The organism is Streptomyces sp. NPDC059224, assembly GCF_042754285.1.
In the GTDB taxonomy this organism is placed as follows: Bacteria; Actinomycetota; Actinomycetes; order Streptomycetales; family Streptomycetaceae; genus Streptomyces.
The window spans coordinates 181,653-204,823 of the sequence record NZ_JBHZAN010000020.1 but is presented as its reverse complement, the minus strand read 5'-3'; the positions used below and the strand labels follow the sequence as shown (position 1 = coordinate 204,823).

Genomic DNA, 23,171 nt, shown 5'->3' with positions numbered 1-23,171 from the left:
CTGGCGTTGACTTTTGGCACGCTGTTGAGTTCTCAAGGAACGGTCGCTTCCTTTGTACTCACCCTCTCGGGCTTTCCTCCGGGCTTCCCTTCGGTGCTCCAAACTCTATCAGTGTTTTTCCGGCCCCCTGACCACCGTCCCGCAGACATGCGGAAGATGATCCCGAGTTGAGGATCTGACGAATTTGGGTGCTGCCCACCGAGAACGCTTTATCGCGCCGCTCGGTCTCAGGCAGGGGTACGACTGTACACGGGGGCTCGGAGGGCGTGCAAATCGATTAGGCTGGTGGTCTAGACCACTTGATGGTAGCTTCCATGCGGAACCGCCACTTCATCTGACATACGCTGCTGCTCAGTGCCGTCCGGAACAGGCAGTGACGGCCCGTGAGCAGCGCCATCTCCGGGAGGCTTCCCATGACCACCGTGACGTCCCCTCTGGCAGGACGCGCCATCGGACTGGCCGCTGTGCCGGATCCGGTCTTCTCCGGGGCCATGGTCGGCCCGGGCACAGCCATCGACCCCGCGCGCGAGCCTTCCGAGGTCGTGGCACCGGTGGACGGTGTCATCGTCTCCCTGCACCCGCACGCGTTCGTCGTCGTCGACGACAGCGGCCACGGTGTGCTCACCCACCTCGGTATCGACACGGTGCAGCTCAACGGTCAGGGCTTCGAGCTTCTCGTCAACAAGGGCGACACCGTGACCCGCGGCCAGGGCGTCATCCGCTGGAACCCGGCCGAGGTGGAAGCCGCCGGCAAGTCCCCGGTGTGCCCTGTCGTGGCGCTGGAGGCCACGGCCGACTCCCTCTCCCACGTCCGTGACGACGGGGACGTGAAGGCCGGCGACAGCCTCTTCGTCTGGAACTGACGCCCCCACGCCGTCCCGTCGCACGACGGAGGCAACGGCGACCAGACAACCACCGCGGCGGCGGGACCCGCCGCACCTATTCGGAGACGGGTGAGATGGAGACAACGCTGCGAGGCGTCGGCGTGAGCCACGGTGTGGCGATCGGCGAGGTTCGGCACATGGGAACGGCGGTGCTGGAGCCGCCTGCCAAGCAGATCCCGGCGGAAGAGGCGAAGCGCGAGCCCGCGCGTGCCCGGCAGGCCGTGGACGCGGTGGCCGCCGACCTGATGGCGCGCGGCAACCTGGCCGGCGGTGAGGCCCAGGCGGTGCTCGAGGCGCAGGCCATGATGGCCCAGGACCCCGAGCTGATGGCCGACGTGGAGCGCCGGATCGCCGTCGGCAGCACCGCCGAGCGTGCTGTGTACGACGCGTTCGCCGCGTACCGCGAACTGCTGGCCGGAGCCGGTGAGTACCTGGCCGGCCGGGTGGCCGACCTGGACGACGTGCGGAATCGTATCGTCGCCCGGCTGCTGGGGGTTCCGATGCCGGGTGTGCCGGACAGCGACGAGCCGTACGTGCTGGTCGCGCGTGATCTGGCGCCGGCGGACACCGCTCTTCTGGACCCGGCCCTGGTGCTCGGTTTCGTGACCGAGGAGGGCGGGCCGACCAGTCACAGCGCGATCCTGGCTCGGGCGCTCGGGGTGCCGGCCGTGGTGGCGCTGCCCGGTGCCGGTGAGCTTGTCGAGGGCACGGTGATCGCCGTCGACGGCAGCACCGGCGACATCTTCGTGAACCCGAGTGCGGAGAAGAAGGCCGAACTGGAGGCCGCGGCCGCCGCACGCAAGGCCGCGCTGACCGCCTCGACCGGTCCGGGTGTCACCGCCGACGGGCACAAGATGCCGCTGCTGGCCAACGTGGGTGGACCGGCGGATGTGCCGGCGGCCGTGGCGGCGGGTGCCGAGGGTGTGGGTCTGTTCCGCACCGAGTTCCTGTTCCTGGACGACAGCAAGAACGCGCCGTCTGAGGAGAAGCAGGTCGAGGCCTACCGCCAGGTCCTGGAGGCGTTCCCGGAGGGCCGGGTCGTCGTGCGGGTGCTGGACGCGGGTGCGGACAAGCCCCTGGACTTCCTGACTCCGGCGGACGAGCCCAACCCGGCGCTGGGCGTGCGTGGTCTGCGGACGCTGCTGGACCACCCCGACGTGCTGCGCACACAGTTGACCGCGCTGGCGAAGGCGGCCGAGGGGCTGCCCGTCTACCTCGAGGTCATGGCGCCCATGGTGGCGGACCGTACCGACGCCAAGGCGTTCGCTGACGCGTGCCGTGCGGCGGGGTTGCGGGCCAAGTTCGGCGCGATGGTGGAGATACCGTCGGCCGCGCTGCGGGCGCGTTCGATCCTCCAGGAGGTCGAGTTCCTGTCGCTGGGCACGAACGACCTGGCGCAGTACACGTTCGCCGCGGACCGCCAGGTCGGTGCGGTGTCCCGGCTGCAGGACCCGTGGCAGCCCGCGCTGCTCGACCTGGTCGCGCTGTCCGCCGAGGCGGCGAAGGCCGAGGCCAAGAGCTGTGGTGTCTGTGGCGAGGCCGCGGCCGATCCGCTGCTGGCGTGTGTGCTGACGGGTCTGGGTGTCACCTCTCTGTCCATGGGTGCGGCGTCGATTCCCTACGTCCGGGCGACCCTGGCCAAGTACACGCTGGCCCAGTGCGAGCGGGCCGCTTCGGCCGCGCGTGCCGCTGACAGCGCGGACGAGGCCCGGGCGGCGGCTCAGGCGGTGCTGTCCGGCGAGTAGCCGGGCGCGGCCCTGGTCGGTCTGTCCCTTCCGGGGGCGCTCCACCTGCGGGTGGGGCGCCCCCGCTGCGTTTCAGTGGTGGTGGCCCGGTGCCGCCTCCTGGTCGCCCAGGTCGGGTGGTGTGCAGTAGTCGACGCCGGATTCCGGGGAGACGAGGTCACCTGATTCCACGTCGGTGCAGTAGGCGTCGAAGACCTCGGCGGCGGAGAGGGGGACGAGGCGGTCGCCGCGCAGGCGCCAGCCGTAGACGCGGTCGGCGGTGCCGGGTGCGCTGGTGCGCATGACGAGTCCGCCAGGGCTGCGGGTGGCGAGGCCGAGGGCCAGGACGCTGGTGAATTCGAGGACTTCCGCTTCGTCGAGGCGAGTGGTGCCCTCGCTGTCCTGGTCGGCGTGGAGCACGGTGACCAGCGTTTCGGCTGCTCCGGAGACGCTGCACACGAGGTGCCGGTCGCCTGCCGGGGCGGTGTCCAGGATGCGGGCGAGGAGGTGGGAGGCACGGGCGAAGGCCGCGCGCCCGATGTCCTCGCCGCAGGTGGGGCAGGGGCCCAGGCGGGCCAGGAGGGTGCTGGCGTACTCCCAGGTGGCCTGGCGTACCGCTTCGTCGACGAGGTCGGGGACGAGGTCGGTGAGGGGGCGGCCGTCGTAGGGGACGGTGGCGCCGGTGGCCGCGAGCCCGGCGGTGAAGCGGGTGCGGGTCGCGGGGTTGTCCGGGTCGAGTCCGGTGTCCGTGCAGAACTCGGCGTACTCCTCGGGGTCGAAGAGGGCGAGTGTGGTGTGGGTGCCCTCCGCGGCGCGGGTCCGGAGGAGGGCCTCGATCTGTTCCAGGTAGGTGGGATGGTCGTCGAAGGTGAAGGTGCGGTAGCGCCGCATGGCGCTGAAGTCGTGTTCGTCGGTGAGCAGGCCGATGGTGCCGGCGATCTCGCGGCGCAGGACGCGTCGCATGGCCCGGTGGTCGGTGTGCGCCATGTTTCCCCCTGTGAGCAGTCGATCAATGCTCACTCACAGTAACCAGCGGCACTGACAATCGATGAGGGGTGACAGCGGGTGGGGGCCCCGGGGAAGGTCAGGCGCGCTTGCGGGCCAGTTCCTCGTAGAAGTTCAGCAGGTCGAGGTTGTCGATGGAGCCGGGGTTGACGGCCTTGTCCAGGGGCGCGCCCTGGAGGAGTCGCTTGACCGGGACCTCGATGCGCTTGCCGGTGAGGGTGTGCGGGACGCCGGGGACCTCGATGACCTCGTCGGGGACGTGGCGCGGCGAGAGCTGTTCGCGGATGGCCTGTTTGATGCGGTTCAGGAGGGCCTCGTCGAGGACTGCGCCCGGGGCCAGATGGACGAAGAGGGGCATCCAGTAACCGCCGTCGGGCTGTTCGATGCCGATGACGAGGGATTCCCTGATCTCGGGCAGCCGCTCGACGACCTCGTAGATGTCGGCCGAGCCCATCCGTACGCCCTGGCGGTTGAGCGTGGAGTCGGAGCGGCCGTGGATGACCACCGAGCCTCGGGAGGTGACGGTGATCCAGTCGCCGTGCCGCCATACCCCGGGATACATGTCGAAGTAGCTGTCGTGGTAGCGGCTGCCGTCGGGGTCGTTCCAGAAGTGGACCGGCATGGAGGGCATGGGGTTGGTGACGACCAGTTCGCCGACCTCGTCGATGACGGGGTTGCCGTCCGGGTCCCAGGCCTGGAGATCGGTACCGAGGCCGGGTGCCTGGAGTTCGCCGGTGTGGACGGGGAGGGTGGGGACGGCGCCCGCGAAGCAGGAGCACACGTCGGTGCCACCGCTGACCGAGGCGATCCACAGGTCGTCGCGGACTTCGTCGTGCAGCCAGCGGAAGCCGTCCGGGGGCAGTGGTGAGCCGGTGGTGGCGACGCACTGCACCGTGGACAGGTCGAAGTCGCGGGCGGGGTGCACGCCGGCCTTGCGGCAGGCCATCACGTAGGCGGCGGAGGTGCCGTAGAGAGTTGCTCCGGTGCGTTCGGCGACCCGCCACTGGGCGCCGGTGTCGGGGTATCCCGGGCTGCCGTCGTACAGGACGATCGTGGTGCCGGTGAGGAGGCCGGAGACGAGGAAGTTCCACATCATCCAGCCGGTGGAGGTGTACCAGAAGAACCGGTCCTCGGGGCCCAGGTCGCAGTGCAGGCCGAGCTGTTTGAGGTGTTCGACCAGGATGCCGCCCTGGGACTGGACGATGGCCTTGGGCAGGCCGGTGGTGCCGGAGGAGTACAGCACCCACAACGGGTGGTCGAAGGGGACCTGTTCGAACTCGGGCTCGGTGCCGGCGGAGGTCAGGGCCGACCAGTCGAGGGCACCTTCGGGGGCGGGGGTGCCGAGCAGCGGGACGTGGACGACGGCGCGCAGGGTGGGCAGTTCGCGGCGGAGTTCGGCGACGGTCTCGCGGCGGTCGTGTTCCTTGCCGCCGTAGCGGTAGCCGTCGACGGTGAACAGGACGACGGGTTCGACCTGCTGGAAGCGGTCCAGGACGCTGCGGGCGCCGAAGTCGGGGGCGCAGGAGGTCCAGACGGCGCCCACGGCCGCGGTGGCGAGGAGGGCGACGACGGCCTGCGGGATGTTCGGTAGGTAGCCGCTGACGCGGTCGCCGGGGCGGACGCCGAGGGCGCGGAGTTCGGCCGCCAGCGAGCCCACCTGGCGGCGCAGTTCGGACCAGGTGACCGGGAGCGGTTCATGGGTCTCGTCGACGTACAGGAGCGCTGGTTCGTCCGCGCGGGTGGCGGCGGCGCGCAGGGCGTGCTCGGCGTAGTTCAGTGTCGCGCCGGGGAACCATCGGGCGCCGGGCATCGCGCGGTCGCCGAGCACGCGCGCGTAGGGCGTGGCGAACCGGACGTCGAACCACTCCGTGACGGCCTTCCAGAACGTCTCCAGGTGGTCGACGGACCAGCGGTGCAGGGCCGGGTACCCGCCCTCGGCGGGGGCTCCGTGGTGTTCCGCCGCCCAGGACTGGAACCTGGTGATGTGCGCCTGGGCGATCCGTTGCGGATCGGGCTGCCAGAGCGGCTTGGGGTTCGCGGTCGACATGGGGCGGCTCCCGGGCTTCTGCGCTGGTGTGCGTCGGGCGCGCACGGGCTGGGGTGTGCGCGTACGCGGCTGACAGGGACGATGCCATGTGATCGACTTCTGCACCAGGGTGCGCTCCGCGTGGTCCGTGTCGTGAAGATGTGGTCCCGGCACGGGTGAACGGCAGTTGAACGGCACACGCGTGTGGAGCGCTGAGTGGCAGGGTGAGCAGCATGGACGGTCGTGACCTGGTGCGTTCGGTGAGAGTGGTCGGTTCGAGGAATGCGGCTCAGGGGTTGCGTACCGTACGGGCGGCATGGCGCAGGAGGCGGATCGACGCCGCCGGGCTGCCCTCGCGGGGGGTCGAGCGGGCCCGGGTGCCGGGGCCGGTGCAGGAGGCGGTGCCGGGGCCGGGCGGCGGTGTGATCCGCTTCAGCCGGTCCGAGCTGCGGATCACGGTCGCGGTCAACGGCGCGGTCTTCTGGGGCTGGGACGGGGCGGCTCCGGAGCCGTCGTACGCGCTGGCGGGGCGCTGTCCGGAGCCGGACCCGCGGGCGGTCCTCGAACCGGACACGGACGGCGGCTGGCGGGTGGTGGCGGAGCGGGTGAAGGTCAGCGTCTCGCGGCACGGGGCGGTGGAGGTGTGCACGCCCGGTGGTGTGATGCTGCGGCGGGACCTGCCGCCCCGCTGGTGGGAACCGGTGGACGGGGGGCCGGCCCGGTGGGTGCAGCGGTCGGAGGTCGCCGCGGACGCGCGGTTCTTCGGTCTCGGCGGGCGCGCTGCGGGGCCGCGGTTGCGTGACGGCACGTACCGGCTGTGGAACACCGATCCCGGCCGTGCCTTCGGGCCCGGTGACGATCCGCTGTACGTCACCATGCCGGTGCAGCTGGTGGTGGCGGACGCGGGCGCGCACCTGGTGTTCCACGACACCTCGTGGGACGGCACGGTGAGCCTACGGGAGGGTGAGGAAGGTGCCGGTTCCGGCCATGACCGGACCGGGCGGTGCGAGGTGCGGATGGACGGCGGTCCGCTGCGCTGCTGGGTGATGGCGGGCACGCCCGCGCGCGTGCTGCACGCGTGGGCCTCGCTCACCGGCGCGCCCGCGCTGCCGCCGGCGTGGGCGCTGGGCCATCACCACGCGCGCTGGGGGTTCGGCAGCGGGCAGGAGGTGCGGCGGATCGTCGGCGGGTACCAGGAGCGCGGGCTGCCGCTGGACGCCGTCCATCTGGACATCGACCACTACGACGCCCATCAGGTGTTCACCGTGGACCACGAGCGCTTCCCGAAGCTGCCGACGCTGGCGGAGGAGCTGCGGCGGGACGGGATCCGGCTGGTGTCGATCGTCGACCCGGCGGTGAAGGCAGCGCCGGGCAACGCGGTCTACGACAGCGGGACGGGCGTCGACGCCTTCGTCCGGGATCCGTCGGGGCGGCCGGTGGAGGGCGTGGTGTGGCCCGGCGAGGCGGTCTTTCCCGACTTCACGCACGCGCGCGTGCGCAAGTGGTGGGGCGGGCTGTACGAGGAGCGGCTCGCGCTCGGGTTCGCCGGGTTCTGGCACGACATGAACGAGCCGACGTCCTTCACCGCCTTCGGTGAGTCCACGCTGCCGCGTGCCGCGCGGCACGCCCTGGAGGGGCGTGGCGGGGACCACCGGGAGGCGCACAACGTCTATGCGCTGTGCATGGCACGGGCGGCCTACGAGGGGTTGCGAGAACTGGCCCCCAGGGAGCGGCCGTTCCTGTTCTCCCGCGCGGGCTGGGCCGGTATGCAGCGGTACGGGGGCACCTGGTCGGGTGACGTCGCAACCGGCTGGCCGGGGCTGCGCGCGTCCCTGTCCCTGGTACTGGGGCTCGGACTGTGCGGAGTGCCGTACTCCGGGCCGGACGTGGGCGGTTTCGACGGGAGCCCGTCGCCCGAGCTGTTCCTGCGCTGGTTCCAGCTGGGCGCCTACCTGCCGCTGTTCCGCACGCACGCGAGCATGCGGGCGGGGCGCCGGGAGCCGTGGGAGTTCGGGGCCGAGGTGCTGGAGCACGCGCGCGTGGCGCTCCTGGAACGGCGGCGCCTGCTGCCGTACTTCATGACGCTGGCGCACCTGGCCCGGCGGACCGGCGCACCTTATGTGCGGCCCCTGTGGTGGGGGGCGCCGGAGGACCGGGCGCTGCGCGACTGCGAGGACGCGTTCTTGCTCGGCGACGGGCTGCTGGTGGCTCCGGTGCTGGATCCGGGCGCCGACCGGCGTGCGGTGCAGCTGCCCCGGGGGCGCTGGTACGACATGCTGACGGAGCGGGTGTACGAGGGGCCGGGGCAGGTGCTCGTGGACGCCCCGCTGTCACGGATCCCGGTGCTCGCGCGCGCGGGTGCCGTCCTTCCCGTGCGGGACGACGACGGGAGTGTGCGGCTTGAGGTGTGGGCGCCCGCCCGGGGACGGACCGGGGGCGGGCTGTTCGTGCCGGACGCGGGCGACGGCTGGGACGAGCCGGAGATCGAGCGTTTCGTCGCCCGCTGGGAGGGCCGGCGGGTGGTGGTGAGGCGGGAGGGGGACGACGGCGTGAGCGAACCGCCGTATCCGGTGCGCGTGCGGGGGCTGGGGTGAGCCGCGGGGCTCAGTAGCGGCCCTCGAACCACGCGCGTACGGCCACGCTGTGCAGCGGGAAGGCGAGTTCGTCGGGCCTGCGCAGCAGGTGCCAGCCCTCCGTCTCGTTGGTCGCGCCGGACGGCGGGAGTCCTTCCGCGGGACGTTCCGGGAGGACCCCGAACAGCAGCAGGTGCCCGTCGGGGGAGCTCATGGCGTCGACGAGCCGTACGTCCCGTGCCGCCGCGTCGATGCCGGTCTCCTCCTTGAGCTCGCGTACGACGGCGTGCCGCCAGTCCTCGCGGTCGTCCACGAAGCCGCCGGGCAGCGCGATGCCTCCGCGCGCGGGGGCGACGGTCCGGGTGATGACGACCAGGGCGGTGCCCTTCGTGTCGTACACGGGCTGGAGGGCGATCGCCACCGGCAGGGGATTGCGGTAGGCGACGTGACCGCAGGCCGGGCAGGTGCGCGGCCAGCCGGAGACTCCCGCTCCGTAGGGCGCTCCGCAACTCGAACAGTGCGAGTCCGGAGCGGAGTTGGCAATTGGGTGCTGATTTTCGGACACGCGCGGACTTTATCCGATCACGGGAGCGACGTCTCACGGTCATGGGAACGCTTCGTTCCGGAAGTGAACCGACGCCGGCGGCCGCGACCGGACAGCGGTATGCGTTCCGGGGCGCGGCCTGCCCAATCGCGGCGGCCCGTGGCACACTTCTGACGATCCGTCAGTTCTCATGTCCTGGAGGAGCTTTGTCGCGCACACGCATGGCTGCGGTCGAGAACTGGTTCACCGGCGAGGGGGACGGGTTCCGACTCCTGGGCACCCGTTGCGCGGCCTGCGCCTCGGTCTTCTTCCCGCGCGAGGACGCCCACTGCCGCAATCCCGGATGCGCGGGCGGCGATCTCGAAGAGGTCCCACTCTCCCCGCGCGGGCGGATCTGGTCGTACACCGACAGCCGGTACCGGCCGCCGTCACCATACGTGAGTGATCCGGAACTCCCCTGGGAGCCGTACGCGTTGATCGCGGTGGAACTGGAGTCCGAGCGGATCGTGGTGCTGGGACAGGCGGTTCCCGGGATCACCGTCGCCGACCTGGCGGTGGGCATGGAGGTCGAGGTCGTCCCCGGAGTGCTGGGCGAGGACGCGGACACGGCCTGGACGACCTGGCACTGGCGGCCGGCGGGGGTGACGGCATGACGGCGGACGTGGCGGTGCTCGGCGTGGGTATGCACCCCTGGGGCAAGTGGGGGCGCGGCTTCGTCGAGTACGGGACGGCGGCGGCCCGCGCGGCCCTGGCGGACGCGGGACTCCGGTGGCGGGACATCGGCTCCGTGGTGGGCGCGGACACGGTGCGCGGCGGGTATCCCGGCTATGTCGCGGGCGCGACCTTCGCCAGGGCGCTGGGCTGGCAGGGAGCGCGGGTCACGAGCGTGTACGCGGCATGCGCGTCCGGGGCGCAGGCGGTCGCCGCTGCGCGGGCGCAGATCCTGGCGGGGCTCGCCGACGTGGTACTCGTGGTGGGCGCGGACGCGGCGCCCAAGGGCTTCTTCCGGCCCGCCGGAGGAGACCGCCCCGAGGACCCCGACTGGCTGCGCTTCCGGCTGCTGGGCGCGACCAACCCCACGTACTTCGGGCTGTACGCGCGCCGGCGGATGGCCGTGTTCGGGGACACCCCGGAGGACTTCGCACTGGTCAAAGTGAAGAACGCGGCCCTGGGCGCACTCAATCCGTACGCCCGCTACCGCGCGCGGGTCACCGCCGAGCAGGTCGCCGCCTCCCAGGTGGTCGCCGATCCACTGCGGCTGCTGGACATCTGCGCGACCTCCGACGGCGGGGCCGCGCTGGTGCTGTCCAGCCTGGAGTTCGCGCGCCGGCACGGTGCCCTGCGGCCGGTGCGGATCCGGGCGGTGTCGACGGTCACCCCGCGCTACCCGAGCACGGTGCTGGACCTCCCGGACATCGCCACCGACTCCGCCGCCGCGGTCGAGCCCCCGGCCGAGTCCTTCCGGGCGTCGATCGCGCGGGCCGCCTACGAGGAGGCGGGCATCGGCCCCGAGGAGCTCTCCCTCGCGGAGGTGTACGACCTGTCCACCGCACTGGAGTTGCAGTGGTACGAGGATCTGGGACTGTGCGCCGAGGGCGAGGCGGCCAAGCTGCTGCGCGAGGGTGCGACGGCCCTGGGCGGGCGGACACCCGTCAACACCAGCGGCGGGCTCGCTTCCTTCGGGGAGGCCGTGCCGGCCCAGGCGATCGCCCAGGTCTGCGAGCTGACCTGGCAGTTGAGAGACGCGGCGGGCGACCGGCAGGTGGCGCACGCGCGCGTGGGGATCACGGCCAACCAAGGGCTGTTCGGGCACGGCTCGTCCGTGATAGCGGTGCGCTGACGGCACGGGTGCGACAGCGGGGTTCGCACACACCGCGTGATCGCGTCGCATTGGTGCGTGAACGTCTCATGAACTGCCCTTGGGCGTACGCCGATGGCGTCATCATGCTCCCGTGCGCTCCTGGACGGATGCTCTCCGTTTCGCCTTCCAGCCGGTGGTCAATCTGACCACCGGCGGGATCGCCGCACTGGAGATCCTCGCCCGCCCCGAGACCGGCGACATCCTCGCCGAAGCCCGCCGCGACCCCGAACGCGACGCCGGACTGGCCGTGCTGGCGCTCCGGGCGGCGGCCCGCCAGGAGGCGCTGCTGCCGCTGCACATCAACGTGTTCGCGGCCACGCTCGCCGACCTGGGCTGCATCGGCCCGCTGCCCGGGGCCGTCCGCGAAGCCGGACGGATGCCCTGGGAGGTGACCCTGGACATCGTGCCGCCGTACACGCACGTGCCGCACCGGGCCCTGCTGGAGGCCGTGGCGACGCTGCGCGGCCAGGGCTTCAGGATCAGTGCCGACGGCATCGGCGACGGGGACGTACCTCTGCGGCTGCTCACCGACCTCTCCCCCGACCTGATCAAGCTGGACGCCTCGCTGCTCGGCCGGCCGGCCGCGGTGCGGGCCATGCGGACCCTGTGCGAGGAACTGGGCGCCCTGCTGTCCGTGGAGGGCGTGGAGACCGAGGTCCAGTACGCGGCCGCGCTGTCGGCCGGGGCCCAGCTGGGCCAGGGCGAGCTGTTCGCGCCCCCGGCCCGGATCCCGGTGGCGGACGTGTACCTTCCGCCACGTTCGGCCGCCGCCGTGCCCCCGCCGCGCTCCGGACCGTCCGTGCGGGAGTTCATCCGGCCCGCCGCCCTGCTGCCGGTCACCGCGTCCGCGTTGCAGGTGCGGGCCCTGCTGACCGGCTCCCCGGAGGTCTCCGGTGTCCTCCTGGTGGACCAGGCGGGCGCGCCGGTCCGTTCGGTGCACCGCTCCCGCTTCCTGCTGTCGATGTCCGGCCGCTACGGGCACGCCCTGTACGCCGACCGCCCGGCCTTCAGGCTGGGCGACGCCCCGCGCACGGTCGGTGTCGACGCCACCGCGTGGGAGGTCCTGGACGTGGTGGCCGTCGGCGGGCGGTCCCGCACCTCGGACGACGTGGCGGTGGTCGACCGGCTCGGGCGCTGCGTGGGCGTCGTACGCCTCGCCGACCTGGTACGCGCCCTCGCCGAGACGCGCGTCGAGGAGGCGGCCGGGCTCAATCCGCTGACCCGGCTGCCCGGTTCGGACGCGATCACCGGCGAGACGGACCGCTGGATCGCGGAAGGCCGTGTCTTCGCCCTGAGCTGGCTGGACATCGACCACTTCAAGCAGGTCAACGACGCCGCCGGGTTCGCCGCGGGCGACGAGCTGATCCGGGCGGTGGCACAGGCGCTCCAGCACGCGGTGGCCGGGCACGCGCGCGTGGGGCACATCGGCGGGGACGACTTCCTGGTCCTCGCCGACGAGGAGGGGCTGGGCCGGCTGGTGACCGACGTGCTCGACGCGCCCTGGTCCGCGGGCGGCCGTCCGGTCACGCTGTCCCTGGCCACCGTCGTGTGCGGCCCCGGCGGTGTGGCCGACCACCGGGAGGCTGCCGCGTCGCTCGCGCCGCTCAAGAAGGCGGCCAAGGCGCTGCACGGGGCGAGTTGGGTGCTGGGGCGGGCCGGACTGCCCGGGCACGAGATCCGGCGCGGCTCGGGCACGTATCCGGCCCAGGCCGGCCATGCGACGGTGGAGCCGTGAAGGCCGCCCTCCGGTGAGTTGCCTGTCATCGTTGCCGTCGGCGACCTTGACGCTCCCTGAGTGCCGGTGAAAACTTCCGGTGTCGGTCGACATCGCCGTACATTCTCGGCGTAATCAGGCACTGCGCCACGGGCCGCTCCTGTCCCGCGACCCGTTCCCCATGGGCGATTCGGCTGCTACGGCACGCTCGTCACTGACGCCGGGCGGGGCGCGGGACCTTCCCTGCCTTCGGCTGACGTCGCCCAGGGAACCGTTCCTGCTCAATGCGCCGGGGAAGATCCTCCGGCCAGCGCCCTAGGAGCCGCCATGAGCAACGGAGACATATTCGTCGGCGAAGTCATCGGCACGGCCATCCTGATCCTCTTCGGTGCCGGTGTCTGCGCCGCCGTCACCCTCAGGCACTCCAAGGCGAGAGCCGCGGGGTGGGTGGTGATCGCGTTCGGCTGGGGCTTCGGCGTCCTGGCCGGCGCGTACACCGCCGCTCCCCTCTCCGGCGGCCAGCTCAACCCCGCCGTCACCCTCGGCATCGCCGTCGACACCGGCGAGTGGGGCAAGGTCTGGGTCTACCTGCTCGGTCAGTTCGTCGGCGCGATCCTGGGCGCCGTTCTGACGTATCTGGTCTATCTGGCCCAGTTCCAGGCCAACGTGCCCGACGAGGACACCGCGGAGGAGCCGACCCCGACACTCGGCATCTTCGCCACCATCCCGGAGATCCGGAACCCGGTGGCCAACCTCATCACCGAGATCATCGCGACCATCGCGCTGGTCCTGCCGATCCTCGCGTTCGGACTGACCAAGGGGCTCGGTGAGTCCGGCACCACCGTGCTGATCGTCTCGCTGCTCGTCGTCGGGATCGGGCTGTCCCTGGGCGGGCCGACGGGCTACGCCATCAACCCGACGCGCGACCTCGGCCCCCGCATCGTGCACGCCTTCCTGCCGATCCCGAACAAGGGCACCTCCGACTGGGGCTATGCCTGGATCCCGGTCGTCGGGCCCCTGGCCGGCGGGGCGCTCGCGGGCCTCATCTACAACGTGGCCTTCTGAGACAGGGCCTCCTCAACCACGGCCCTCCGATCCCACGCAGCCTTCCGACCCAGCGACCAAGGGGTAGCCATGACGGACACCGCCGAGCGGTACGTCGCCGCGATCGACCAGGGCACCACGTCGAGCCGCTGCATCATCTTCGACCACGGCGGCGCGATCGTCGCCGTCGACCAGCGCGAGCACCGCCAGATCTTCCCGAAGCCGGGCTGGGTGGAGCACGACGCCACCGAGATCTGGTCCAAGGTGCAGGCCGTGGTGGCCGGGGCGCTCGCCAACGCGGGACTGCGCCCGGACCAGCTGAGCGCGCTCGGCATCACCAACCAGCGCGAGACGACGGTCCTGTGGGACCGCGCGACCGGCAAGCCCGTGCACAACGCGATCGTCTGGCAGGACACCCGTACCTCGGCCCTGTGCACCGAACTCGGCGGCAGCGACGGCCAGGACCGCTTCCGCGACCAGACCGGACTGCCCCTGGCCAGCTACTTCTCCGGCCCCAAGGCGGCCTGGCTGCTGGACAACGTGCCCGGCCTCCGGGACCGGGCCGAGCGCGGCGAGATCGCCTTCGGGACCATCGACTCCTGGCTGATCTGGAACCTCACCGGCGGCACCGACGGCGGCCGGCACGTCACCGACGTCACCAACGCCGGGCGGACCATGCTGATGAACCTGGAGACCCTCCAGTGGGACGCCTCCATCCTGTCCGCGATGAACATCCCGGCGGCGGTCCTGCCGGAGATCAGGTCCTCCGCCGAGGTGTACGGCACCGCCGTGGGGCAGCTCGCCGGGGTGCCGGTGGCGTCCGCGCTGGGCGACCAGCAGGCGGCCGTCTTCGGGCAGGCCTGCTACGACGTCGGCACGGCGAAGAACACCTACGGGACGGGCAGTTTCCTGCTGCTCAACACCGGTGACCGGCCGGTGCCGTCCAAGAACGGGCTGCTGACGACCATGGGTTACAAGATCGGCGACGAGGCGCCGGTGTACTGCCTGGAGGGGTCGATCGCCATCACGGGCGCGCTCGTCCAGTGGTTCCGGGACCAGTTGGGCATCATCCGCTCGGCCGACGAGATCGAGACCCTGGCCGCGAGCGTCGACGACAACGGCGGCGCCTACATCGTGCCCGCCTTCTCCGGCCTGTTCGCGCCCTATTGGCGCTCGGACGCGCGCGGGGTCGTCACCGGCCTCACCCGGTACGTCACGAAGGCGCATCTCGCGCGCGCGGTGCTGGAGGCGACCAGCTGGCAGACACGGGAGGTCGTGGACGCCATGTACCAGGACTCCGGGGTGCAGATCACGACCCTGAAGGTGGACGGCGGCATGACCGGCAACAACCTGCTGATGCAGCACCAGGCCGACGTCCTCGGGGTGCCGGTCATCCGGCCCCGGGTCTCCGAGACGACCTGCCTGGGCGCCGCCTACGCGGCGGGTCTCGCGACCGGCGTGTGGAACGACCTCGACGAGCTCAGGTCGCACTGGCAGAAGGACATGGAGTGGAGGCCGGCCATGGAGGCGTCGGTGCGCGACAGGGAGTACGCGAACTGGCGCAAGGCGGTGGAGAAGAGCTTCGGCTGGCTGGAGGACGGCGCGTAGCCGCCCGCCCCCGGACCACGGCCCGTACCCCGGTCGGCGGGGGTACGGGCCGTACCCGCGCGTCAGGTGGTGACGGTCCGGCGTCGGCCCGCCGCGTACGCCATCGCGTGCTGGACGACGCCGATGAGGACCTGCTTGACCGACTCGCGGTCCCGGGCGTCGCACAGCAGGACCGGTACGTCCGGGTCGAGGTCGAGGGCCTTGCGGACCTCCTCGGCCGGGTAACGGTCCGCGTCCTCGAAGCAGTTGACACCGACCAGGAACGGTATGGAGCGCCGCTCGAAGTAGTCGACGGCGGCGAAGCAGTCCTCCAGGCGGCGCGTGTCGGCGAGCACGACGGCGCCCAGCGCGCCCTCGGACAGCTCGTCCCACATGAACCAGAACCGCTCCTGCCCGGGCGTGCCGAACAGGTACAGCACCAGGTCCTCGCGGAGGGTGATACGGCCGAAGTCCATGGCGACGGTGGTGGTGTGTTTGCCCTCGACGCCGTTGGTGTCGTCGACCGGTCGCCCGGCCTCGGTGAGCACCTCCTCGGTGCGCAGCGGTCTGATCTCGCTCACCGCGCCGACCAGCGTCGTCTTGCCCACGCCGAAGCCGCCGGCCACGAGGATCTTGAGCGTGACGGGCTCGACCGGGGGCTTGCCGCGCTCAGATCGCCCGAAGATCATCGATCTCTTCTCCTGCTTGATGGGTGTCGGGTGACGGGCTTCCGTATCCGCCGCCACCTGGGGTTTCGATGACCAGTACGTCGTCGGCGCCGACGTCCGCACTGTCACTGCCGCCGAGTTCGGTGACCGTCCCGTCGGCCCGCTCCACCCGGTTGGCACCGAGCGCGCCGGGTGCGCCGCCGGCCATGCCGTACGGCGGGACACGGCGGTGCTGCGACAGGGTGGAGACGGTCATGGGTTCGAGGAAGCGGATGCGGCGCACCGCGCCGTCCCCGCCGTGCCAGCGGCCGGTGCCGCCGCTGCCCCGCCGAACGGCGAACTCGTCGAGGCGGACCGGCAGCCGCCACTCCAGGACTTCCGGGTCGGTGAGCCGGGAGTTGGTCATGTGGGTCTGTACGACGCTCGCGCCGGGAAAGCCGTCGCCCGCTCCGGATCCGGCGGCGACCGTCTCGTAGTACTGGTGACGGTCGTTGCCGAAGGTGACGTTGTTCATGGTGCCGGAGCCCTCGGCCTGGGCCCCGAGCGCCGCGTAGAGGGCGCCGGTGATGGCCTGGGAGGTCTCGACGTTGCCCGCGACGACCGCGGCCGGCGGCTCGGGGGCGAGCATCGACCCGGGTGGTACGACGATGTCCAGGGGTCGCAGGCAGCCGTCGTTGAGCGGGATGTCGTCGGCGACCAGGGTGCGGAAGACGTACAGCACGGCCGCGTTGACGACGGCGAACGGGGCGTTGAAGTTGGTGTCCAGCTGCGCCGAGGTGCCCGTGAAGTCGACGGTCGCGCTCCGGTTGCCGCGGTCCACGCGCACGCGTACCCGGATGACGGCCCCGGAGTCGGTCTCGTAGGCGTACTCGCCGTCGTCCAGGGCGTCGATGACGCGGCGGACCGCCTCCTCGGCGTTGTCCTGGACGTGCCGCATGTAGGCCTGGACGACGTCGAGGCCGAACTCCTCGATCATGCGGCCGACTTCGTCGACGCCCTTGCGGTTGGCGGCGATCTGGGCGCGCAGGTCGGCGAGGTTGGTGCGGATGTTGCGGGAGGGGTAGCGGGCCCCGGCGAGCAGCCGGCGGGTCTCGCTCTCGCGGAACCGGCCCTTCTCGGAGAGCAGCCAGTTGTCGAAGAGGACGCCCTCCTCCTCGATGGTGCGGCTGTCGGCGGGCATCGAACCGGGGGCGATACCGCCGATCTCGGCGTGGTGGCCGCGGGAGGCGACGTAGAAGAGGATCCGGTCACCCTGCGTGGCGAAGACGGGGGTGATCACGGTGACGTCGGGCAGGTGGGTACCGCCGTGGTACGGGTCGTTGACGGCGTAGGTGTCGCCCGGGCGCATCGAGGTGCCGCGGCGGCGGATGACCTCTTTCACGCTGGTCCCCATGGAGCCCAGGTGGACGGGGATGTGCGGGGCGTTGGCCACCAGGTTCCCGTCCGGGTCGAACAGGGCGCAGGAGAAGTCAAGGCGCTCCTTGATGTTGACGGACTGGGCCGTCGACTCCAGCCGGGCTCCCATCTGTTCGGCGATCGACATGAAGAGGTTGTTGAAGACCTCCAGCAGAACCGGATCGGCTTGCGTGTCGAGATCGGAACTCTGCGTGACCGCCGCGCGTTCCATGACCAGATGCCCGTCGTCGGTCGCCGCGGCCCGCCAGCCGTCGTCGACGACGGTCGTGGCCCCGGCCTCGGTGATGATCGCCGGGCCGGTGACGGACTCGCCGGGAGGAAGGCCCTCACGGCGGTGGAGGGGTACGTCGCGCCAGGCGCCCCCGGTGTGCAGGCGGACGCTTTCCGGGGCGACGCGGTGGCCTTCGTACGGGGCGAGGGCGGAGAGATCGGGGGGTCGGGTGATGCCGGTGGCTTCCACGGAGAGGGCTTCGACGACGACCGGGCGGTCGAGCGTGAAGGAGTACGTGGCGCGATGACGTTCCTCGAAGGCGTGTTTCATCGCGTCGGGTTCGGTGAGTTCGACGGTGAGGGTGGTGTCGGTGCCGTCGTAGCGGAGCTGGGCGCGGCGGGTGACGTCGATGCGGTCCTCGGGGACGTCCTCGGCGAGGAGTTCGGCGCGGGCCGCGGCCTCCAGGTCGTCGGCGGTCTTGCGGACGCCGGGCATGGCGGCGGGCTCCAGGGAGACCTCGACGGACTGTTCGCGCATGGCGGTGGTGTCGGCGAGGCCGATGCCGAGCGCGGACAGGAGACCCGCCATGGGCGGCACCAGGACGGTGCGGATGCCGAGCGAGTCGGCGACCATGCACGCGTGCTGGCCGCCGGCCCCGCCGAAGGTGGTGAGGGCGTAGCGGGTGACGTCGTGGCCCTTCTGGACGGAGATCCGCTTCACGGCGTTGGCGATGTTGGCCACGGCGATGCTCAGGTAGCCCTCGGCGACCTGTTCCGGGGTCCGGTCGTCGCCGGTACGCGCGCGGATCTCCCGTGCGAGGCCGCTGAAGTGGCCGCGCACGAGGCCGGCGTCGAGGGGCTGGTCGCCGTCGGGTCCGAACACATGGGGGAAGTGGGCGGGCTGGATCCGGCCGAGCATGACGTTGGCGTCGGTCACCGTGAGCGGGCCGCCGCCCCGGTAGGCGGCCGGGCCGGGGTCGGCACCCGCCGAGTCGGGGCCGACCCGGTAGCGGGAGCCGTCGAAGTGCAGCACCGAGCCGCCGCCCGCCGCGACGGTGTGGATGTCCAGCATGGGGGCGCGCAGCCGGACGCCCGCGATCCGGGTGGTGAAGACCCGTTCGTACTCGCCCGCGAAGTGGGAGACGTCGGTGGAGGTGCCGCCCATGTCGAAGCCGATGACCCGGTGGAAGCCGGCGAGCTGCGACATCCGGGCCATGCCGACGATCCCGCCGGCCGGCCCGGACAGGACGGCGTCCTTGCCGCGGAACTGACCGGCCTCGGCGAGCCCGCCGTTGGACTGCATGAACATCAGCCGCACGCCTTCGAGCTCGTCGGCGACATGGCGGACGTAGCGGCGCAGGACGGGCGACAGGTAGGCGTCGACGACGGCGGTGTCGCCGCGCGGGACCAGCTTCATCAGCGGGCTGACCTCGCTGGACAGCGAGATCTGCGGGAAGCCGGTGCGGGCGGCCAGCTCGCCGATCACCTGCTCGTGGGCGGGGTGCAGATGACTGTGCAGACAGACGACGGCGACGGCGCGGATCCCCTGGTCGTACGCCTCCTGGAGCGGGCCCGCCAGGGCGTCCAGGTCGGGTGCGCGCAGGACGGTGCCGTCGGCGGCGATGCGCTCGTCGGCCTCGACGACCCGTTCGTAGAGCAGGTCGGGCAGGACGATGCGGCGGGCGAAGATGTGGGGCCGGTTCTGGTAGGCGATGCGCAGGGCGTCGCGGAAGCCGCGGGTGATGACGAGCAGGGTGCGCTCGCCCTTGCGTTCCAGCAGTGCGTTGGTGGCGACCGTGGTGCCCATGCGGACGGCGTCGACCTGTTCGTCGGCGCCCTCGAGCAGCTCGCGTACGCCTGCCACCGCGGCGTCGGCGTACCGCGCGGGGTTGTCGGAGAGCAGTTTGTGGGTGAGCAGCCGGCCGTCCGGGCGCCGCGCGACGACGTCGGTGAACGTACCGCCGCGGTCGACCCAGAACTGCCAGCCTGTCACGTCACTTCTCCGCATCCGCGCCGGTCACAGCGCCCGGAGGCCGTTGATCACGTCGCGCAGGATACTCTCGTCCACCAGCTCGGCCGGGGGAACCGGGCGGTTGACGTGGACGAGTTCCCCGGCGACCAGGTCGCCGACGAGGACCCGGACCACTCCGATGGGCAGATCGAGTCCGGAGGCCAGCTCGGCCACCGACTGCGGGGTGTCACGGCAGAGCTCGACGATGTCCACGTGCTCCGGGGACAGCATCCGGTCGTCCTCCGGGTCGTCCGCGTGCGGCTCCGTGACGACCACCGCGATCAGGTCGAGGCGGTGCTGGGCCGCGCTGGTGGTGCGCCCCCGCGTCATGGCGTACGGACGGACGACCGGTCCGGCCTCGTCGTCGAACCAGTGACTTCTTCCCTGACCGTCTCCGCTCATGTCATCCCACTACCCGCCCGAGGGCAGATCGGTGCGTGGGGCGGACACCAGATGTGCGCCGACCCGCTTGACCAGGAGTGTCATCTCGTACGCGACCTGGCCCACGTCGGAGTCGGCGTCGGACAGGACGGCCAGGCAGCTGCCGTCGCCGGCCGCGGTGACGAACAGGAAGGCGTCGTCGAGCTCGACGACGGTCTGCCGGACGCTGCCCGCCTCGAAGTGGCGGCCCACGCCCTTGGCGAGGCTGTGGAAGCCGGAGGCGACGGCCGCCAGGTGCTCGCCGTCCTCTCTGGTGAGGTCCTTGGAGACACCGGTGGCCAGGCCGTCGCCGGAGAGCACCACGGCCTTGCGGATGCTGGCGACCCGGTCGACCAGGTCGTCCAGGAGCCAGTTCAGCTCGCCCTTGGTCGTCGCCGTGCGGCCGGTCGCCTTCGGATCGGTCATCGACCGTCCCCCTTAGTCGTTCCTTGTGCTGTGCCGTCCCCGGACCTGTCGCCCGCGGTGTTCTCCGCCCGGCCCCGCTGCCAGCCGCGCTGGAGCGAGGCCATGCGGCTGCGGACCTCGTCGGCGTCACGCTCGACGGGTTCCGGCTCGTGCCCGGCGGGTCGGGCCGGGTCCTGTCGCAGCTGTGGGGCCAGGTTGGCCTGTCGTACCCGCCTCGGCAGCGGCCGGGTGCCGGGTGCGGCCTCCGGGGGTGTAGTGCCCAGAGGCGGGACGGAGTCGTCGGTACCGCTGCCGGAGGCGGTCTCGGGGCGGCGGGTGCGCCGCGGCAGGGCGGGGGGCCCGGCAGGTTCGGCCGGGACGGCCGCCTCGGGTGCCGTGCGCCGCTCGTCGTGGCCGGCCGGCCCGCCGGTGCGCTGCGGGGACGGGTCGGTGCGGCGGCGGGAGGGCAGCGGGGCGAGTCCGCGCGGTTCGGGCCGGCCCGTGTCCGCCGGGTCCCGCTCGTCCGGCCCTGCGCGGCGGGAGCGCTGCTCGCTGACGGGCCTGCCGTGCGAGCTGACCAGCTTGGGGGTACCCCGCCGGGACACCGGTACCGGGCCGCCGGGCCGTTCGTCGCGGAAGCCGTCCGCGGGGTCCGGGGTGGACTGCTGCAGCTCGCTCACGACGGGCGCGGTGTCGTCGTCGGCGCGGGCGAGGGAGCGGCCGGGGCGGAACAGGCCGCCGCGCTCGCTGTCCTCCTCGGTGAGGGCGCCCGGGAAGTCGTCGAACGCGTCCAGGTCGACCGGTGCCTCCAGCTCGACCGGTCCGCCCAGGAGAGCGGCCGGCAGCCCGGGGCGCTGCGCCGGCACCTGGGTGAGGGTGGTGGCGCGGCTCTCCTCGGCTTCGGTCTCCGTGGCGGGCCGGGGGCGGTCGAGGCGGAACCCGATCCCGTTGGTGTCGGGGATGTCGTCGGTCAGCAGCAGGTCGGGGATGAAGACGACGGCGGTGGTGCCTCCGTAGGGGGACGGCTGGAGCGAGACGCGGACGTTCTGGCGCTGCGCGAGGCGGCTGACCACGAACAGCCCGAGCCGGTCGGTGTCGGAGAGTTCGAACTCGGGGGTCTCGGCGAGCCGCAGGTTGGCGTCGAGGAGCGCCTCGGCCGCCATGCCGAGACCACGGTCGTGGATCTCCAGGGTGAAGCCGTTGGCGACCCGTTCGCCGAGGACCTGGACGGCGGTGTGCGGCGGCGAGAACACCGTGGAGTTCTCCAGGAGTTCGGCCACGAGGTGGGTGAGGTCGGCGACCGCGGGGCCGGTGACGGCGACGCGGGGCAGCCGGCGGACCTCGATGCGCTCGTAGTCCTCGACCTCGGCCACGGCGGCACGCACCACGTCCATCAGCTGGACGGGGCGGCGCCACTGCCGCGAGGGGGCGGCGCCGGAGAGGATCACCAGGCCTTCGGCGTGCCGGCGCATGCGCGTGGTCAGGTGGTCGAGGCGGAAGAGGTCGGCGAGTTCGTCGGTGTCCTCGGTCCTGCGCTCCATGGTGTCGAGCAGGGTGAGCTGCTTGTGCAGCAGTACCTGGCTGCGGCGGGCGAGATTGACGAAGACCTCGGAGACGCCGGAGCGCAGTTCGGCCTGTTTGACGGCGGCCTCCACGGCGGCGCGCTGCAGGGTGTTGAGCGCCTGGCCGACCTCGCCGATCTCGTTCCTGTCGTACTCCAGGCGCGGGGCCTCGGTCTCCACGTCAACCTGTTCGCCCGCGGACAGCCGGCGCATCACACTCGGCAGCCGGATCCCGGAGGCCTCGTGTGCCTCCTGGCGCAGCAGCCGCAGGTCGCGGATGAGGCTTCGGCCGACCCGGACCGAGACGACCAGCGAGAAGAGCACGGCGACCAGGCCGAGGACACCGACGACGGCCGCCTGGACGATCACGCCGACGGCGACGGGCCGGATGCGGTCCTGGTAGCGGTCGCCGACCTGGTCGTCGAGGGTGCGCAGTTCGTCGAGCACAGTGCCGGCGGTGGTGTCCCAGCTCTTGGCGCTGACGTCGTTCGGCACACCGGATCCGGCGTCGGTCACGGACTGCTCCGCGGTCCGCAGCGGGGCGGTGGTGGCGTTCTTCCAGAAGCGGTCGAACCGGTCGCGTTCCGAGGACGGCAGCAGCGGCAGGCTGATGTCGTACAGGAGGGTGCGCTGGGCGACGAGGTCGGAGATCTCCCGGGTCTCGCCGCGGGTGAGCTTCCCGACCACGAGGGCAGAGCCGAGCAGGGCGTCCTCGCGGGAGAGGAGTTCGCGGGCGCGGGTGATGTTGACGAGGGCGCGGGCCTGCTTGTCCATCTCGACGTCGTCGGTCCCGCCGAGGGAGGCGAGCAGCGTGTAGCAGGGGTCGACCACGCGGTTGTAGAGGTCGAGGGCCTGGGCGCGGCTGACGGTGCCCTGTTCGACGCTGTGGCGCAGGGCCTCGATGCCCTCGAACGCGTCGAGCACGGCGGTGAGCCGTTCGGCGTCGTCGGCGCCCATGTCGTCACGGGTGCTCTGCTTCCCGGCGTTCTTCCGCAGTTCGGCGACGGCGCCGTCGGTGGCGGTGCGGGTGCGGTGCAGGGCGGCGAGTGCGTCGGCGGCGCGCGGGTCGGCGAGATAGACGAGGGTCTGCCGGCGTTCCTGCTGGAGGACCCGGGTGGTGTCCTCCGTGGGGTAGGCGACGTCCTCGACGAGGTTCGACTCGTGGAACATCTGGGTGACCTCGCGCCCCGTGAGCACGGCCGCGAAGCCCCAGACGGCCGTCAGGGACACGAGCGGCACGAGAAGCAGCGCCACGATCTTCCGGCGGATCGACTTCCCGCGAAAGCGCATGGCCTCCCCCAGCTCGACCCCCGCCGGCCGGGGGTACACGTGTACGTCAACAAACGGCGCGAGCCTACTACCGCCGCATGGATAACTCGAAGACGCGTCCCAACAGTGAACCTCCGCCCCGCTGCCGGGACATGCGGCACCGGCAGGGCGAGATGTCCGGGCATTGCGGGAGATTGCCACCGCCATCACGCCGACTTCGCGTGTGTGAGGGCGGGAACGACACGAAG

General features: G+C 72.0%; 16 protein-coding genes. 8 read left to right on the top strand and 8 right to left on the bottom strand.

The annotated features are described in order from the left end of the window. Window positions 1–413: 413 nt before the first annotated feature. Both ACFXI4_RS23610 and ptsP read left to right on the top strand, forming a co-directional pair. Window positions 414–863, top strand: a complete 450-nt coding sequence (locus tag ACFXI4_RS23610; RefSeq protein ID WP_362720691.1) for a PTS glucose transporter subunit IIA — start codon at window positions 414–416, stop codon at window positions 861–863. A 95-nt stretch (window positions 864–958) separates the two neighbouring features. After that, window positions 959–2,629: a phosphoenolpyruvate--protein phosphotransferase gene (gene ptsP / locus ACFXI4_RS23605; RefSeq protein ID WP_384994063.1), complete on the top strand. Its 1,671-nt coding sequence runs from the start codon at window positions 959–961 to the stop codon at window positions 2,627–2,629. Window positions 2,630–2,701: 72 nt separating this feature from the next. Here the strand turns inward: ptsP and ACFXI4_RS23600 are convergent, their stop codons facing one another. Both ACFXI4_RS23600 and ACFXI4_RS23595 read right to left on the bottom strand, forming a co-directional pair. Next, window positions 2,702–3,595, bottom strand: a complete 894-nt coding sequence (locus ACFXI4_RS23600; RefSeq protein ID WP_384994061.1) for a hypothetical protein — start codon at window positions 3,593–3,595, stop codon at window positions 2,702–2,704. Between the two features lie 97 nt (window positions 3,596–3,692). Beyond that, window positions 3,693–5,660 carry an acetoacetate--CoA ligase gene (locus tag ACFXI4_RS23595; RefSeq protein WP_384994059.1) on the bottom strand — a complete coding sequence of 656 codons (1,968 nt, stop codon included), beginning with the start codon at window positions 5,658–5,660 and terminating at the stop codon, window positions 3,693–3,695. Window positions 5,661–5,872: 212 nt separating this feature from the next. Here ACFXI4_RS23595 and ACFXI4_RS23590 point away from each other — a divergent pair, with 212 nt between their 5' ends. After that, a complete protein-coding gene (locus ACFXI4_RS23590) occupies window positions 5,873–8,233 on the top strand; it encodes a glycoside hydrolase family 31 protein (RefSeq protein WP_384994056.1) in 2,361 nt (786 codons plus the stop codon). Between the two features lie 10 nt (window positions 8,234–8,243). Here ACFXI4_RS23590 and ACFXI4_RS23585 read toward each other — a convergent pair whose 3' ends face one another. After that, entirely contained in the window at window positions 8,244–8,777 is a 534-nt protein-coding gene (locus ACFXI4_RS23585) for an NUDIX domain-containing protein (RefSeq protein WP_384994054.1), read from the bottom strand. 200 nt (window positions 8,778–8,977) lie between these two features. Between ACFXI4_RS23585 and ACFXI4_RS23580 the strand changes: the two genes are divergently transcribed. From ACFXI4_RS23580 to glpK, 5 genes are all read left to right on the top strand, one after another. Next, window positions 8,978–9,409: a Zn-ribbon domain-containing OB-fold protein gene (locus ACFXI4_RS23580; RefSeq protein WP_384994052.1), complete on the top strand. Its 432-nt coding sequence runs from the start codon at window positions 8,978–8,980 to the stop codon at window positions 9,407–9,409. Further along, window positions 9,406–10,596 (top strand): lipid-transfer protein, encoded by a 1,191-nt coding sequence (locus ACFXI4_RS23575; RefSeq protein ID WP_384994049.1) that lies wholly within the window; start codon window positions 9,406–9,408, stop codon window positions 10,594–10,596. The genes ACFXI4_RS23580 and ACFXI4_RS23575 overlap by 4 nt, the downstream gene beginning before the upstream one ends. Window positions 10,597–10,708: 112 nt before the next feature. Further along, window positions 10,709–12,352: a GGDEF domain-containing protein gene (locus ACFXI4_RS23570; RefSeq protein ID WP_384994047.1), complete on the top strand. Its 1,644-nt coding sequence runs from the start codon at window positions 10,709–10,711 to the stop codon at window positions 12,350–12,352. A gap of 306 nt (window positions 12,353–12,658) precedes the next feature. Further along, window positions 12,659–13,396, top strand: a complete 738-nt coding sequence (locus ACFXI4_RS23565; protein WP_384994044.1) for an MIP/aquaporin family protein — start codon at window positions 12,659–12,661, stop codon at window positions 13,394–13,396. A 69-nt stretch (window positions 13,397–13,465) separates the two neighbouring features. Beyond that, on the top strand, window positions 13,466–14,983 hold the full coding sequence (gene glpK / locus ACFXI4_RS23560; protein ID WP_384994042.1) for a glycerol kinase GlpK: 1,518 nt from the start codon (window positions 13,466–13,468) through the stop codon (window positions 14,981–14,983). Window positions 14,984–15,045: 62 nt separating this feature from the next. Here the strand turns inward: glpK and ACFXI4_RS23555 are convergent, their stop codons facing one another. Genes ACFXI4_RS23555 through ACFXI4_RS23535 form a run of 5 tightly spaced genes read right to left on the bottom strand, consistent with a single transcriptional unit; the run spans window position 15,046 to window position 22,944 of the window. Further along, complete coding sequence (locus tag ACFXI4_RS23555) at window positions 15,046–15,651, bottom strand: ATP/GTP-binding protein (RefSeq protein ID WP_384994040.1); 606 nt, start codon at window positions 15,649–15,651, stop codon at window positions 15,046–15,048. Then, window positions 15,632–19,249, bottom strand: a complete 3,618-nt coding sequence (locus tag ACFXI4_RS23550; RefSeq protein WP_384994037.1) for a hydantoinase B/oxoprolinase family protein — start codon at window positions 19,247–19,249, stop codon at window positions 15,632–15,634. Before ACFXI4_RS23550 ends, ACFXI4_RS23555 begins: the two co-directional genes overlap by 20 nt. 24 nt (window positions 19,250–19,273) lie before the next feature. Next, window positions 19,274–19,669, bottom strand: a complete 396-nt coding sequence (locus ACFXI4_RS23545) for a DUF742 domain-containing protein (RefSeq protein ID WP_362726792.1) — start codon at window positions 19,667–19,669, stop codon at window positions 19,274–19,276. 9 nt (window positions 19,670–19,678) lie between these two features. Beyond that, entirely contained in the window at window positions 19,679–20,113 is a 435-nt protein-coding gene (locus tag ACFXI4_RS23540; protein WP_362726795.1) for a roadblock/LC7 domain-containing protein, read from the bottom strand. Beyond that, window positions 20,110–22,944, bottom strand: a complete 2,835-nt coding sequence (locus ACFXI4_RS23535) for a nitrate- and nitrite sensing domain-containing protein (protein WP_384994034.1) — start codon at window positions 22,942–22,944, stop codon at window positions 20,110–20,112. Before ACFXI4_RS23535 ends, ACFXI4_RS23540 begins: the two co-directional genes overlap by 4 nt. Between the last annotated feature and the right edge of the window lie 227 nt (window positions 22,945–23,171).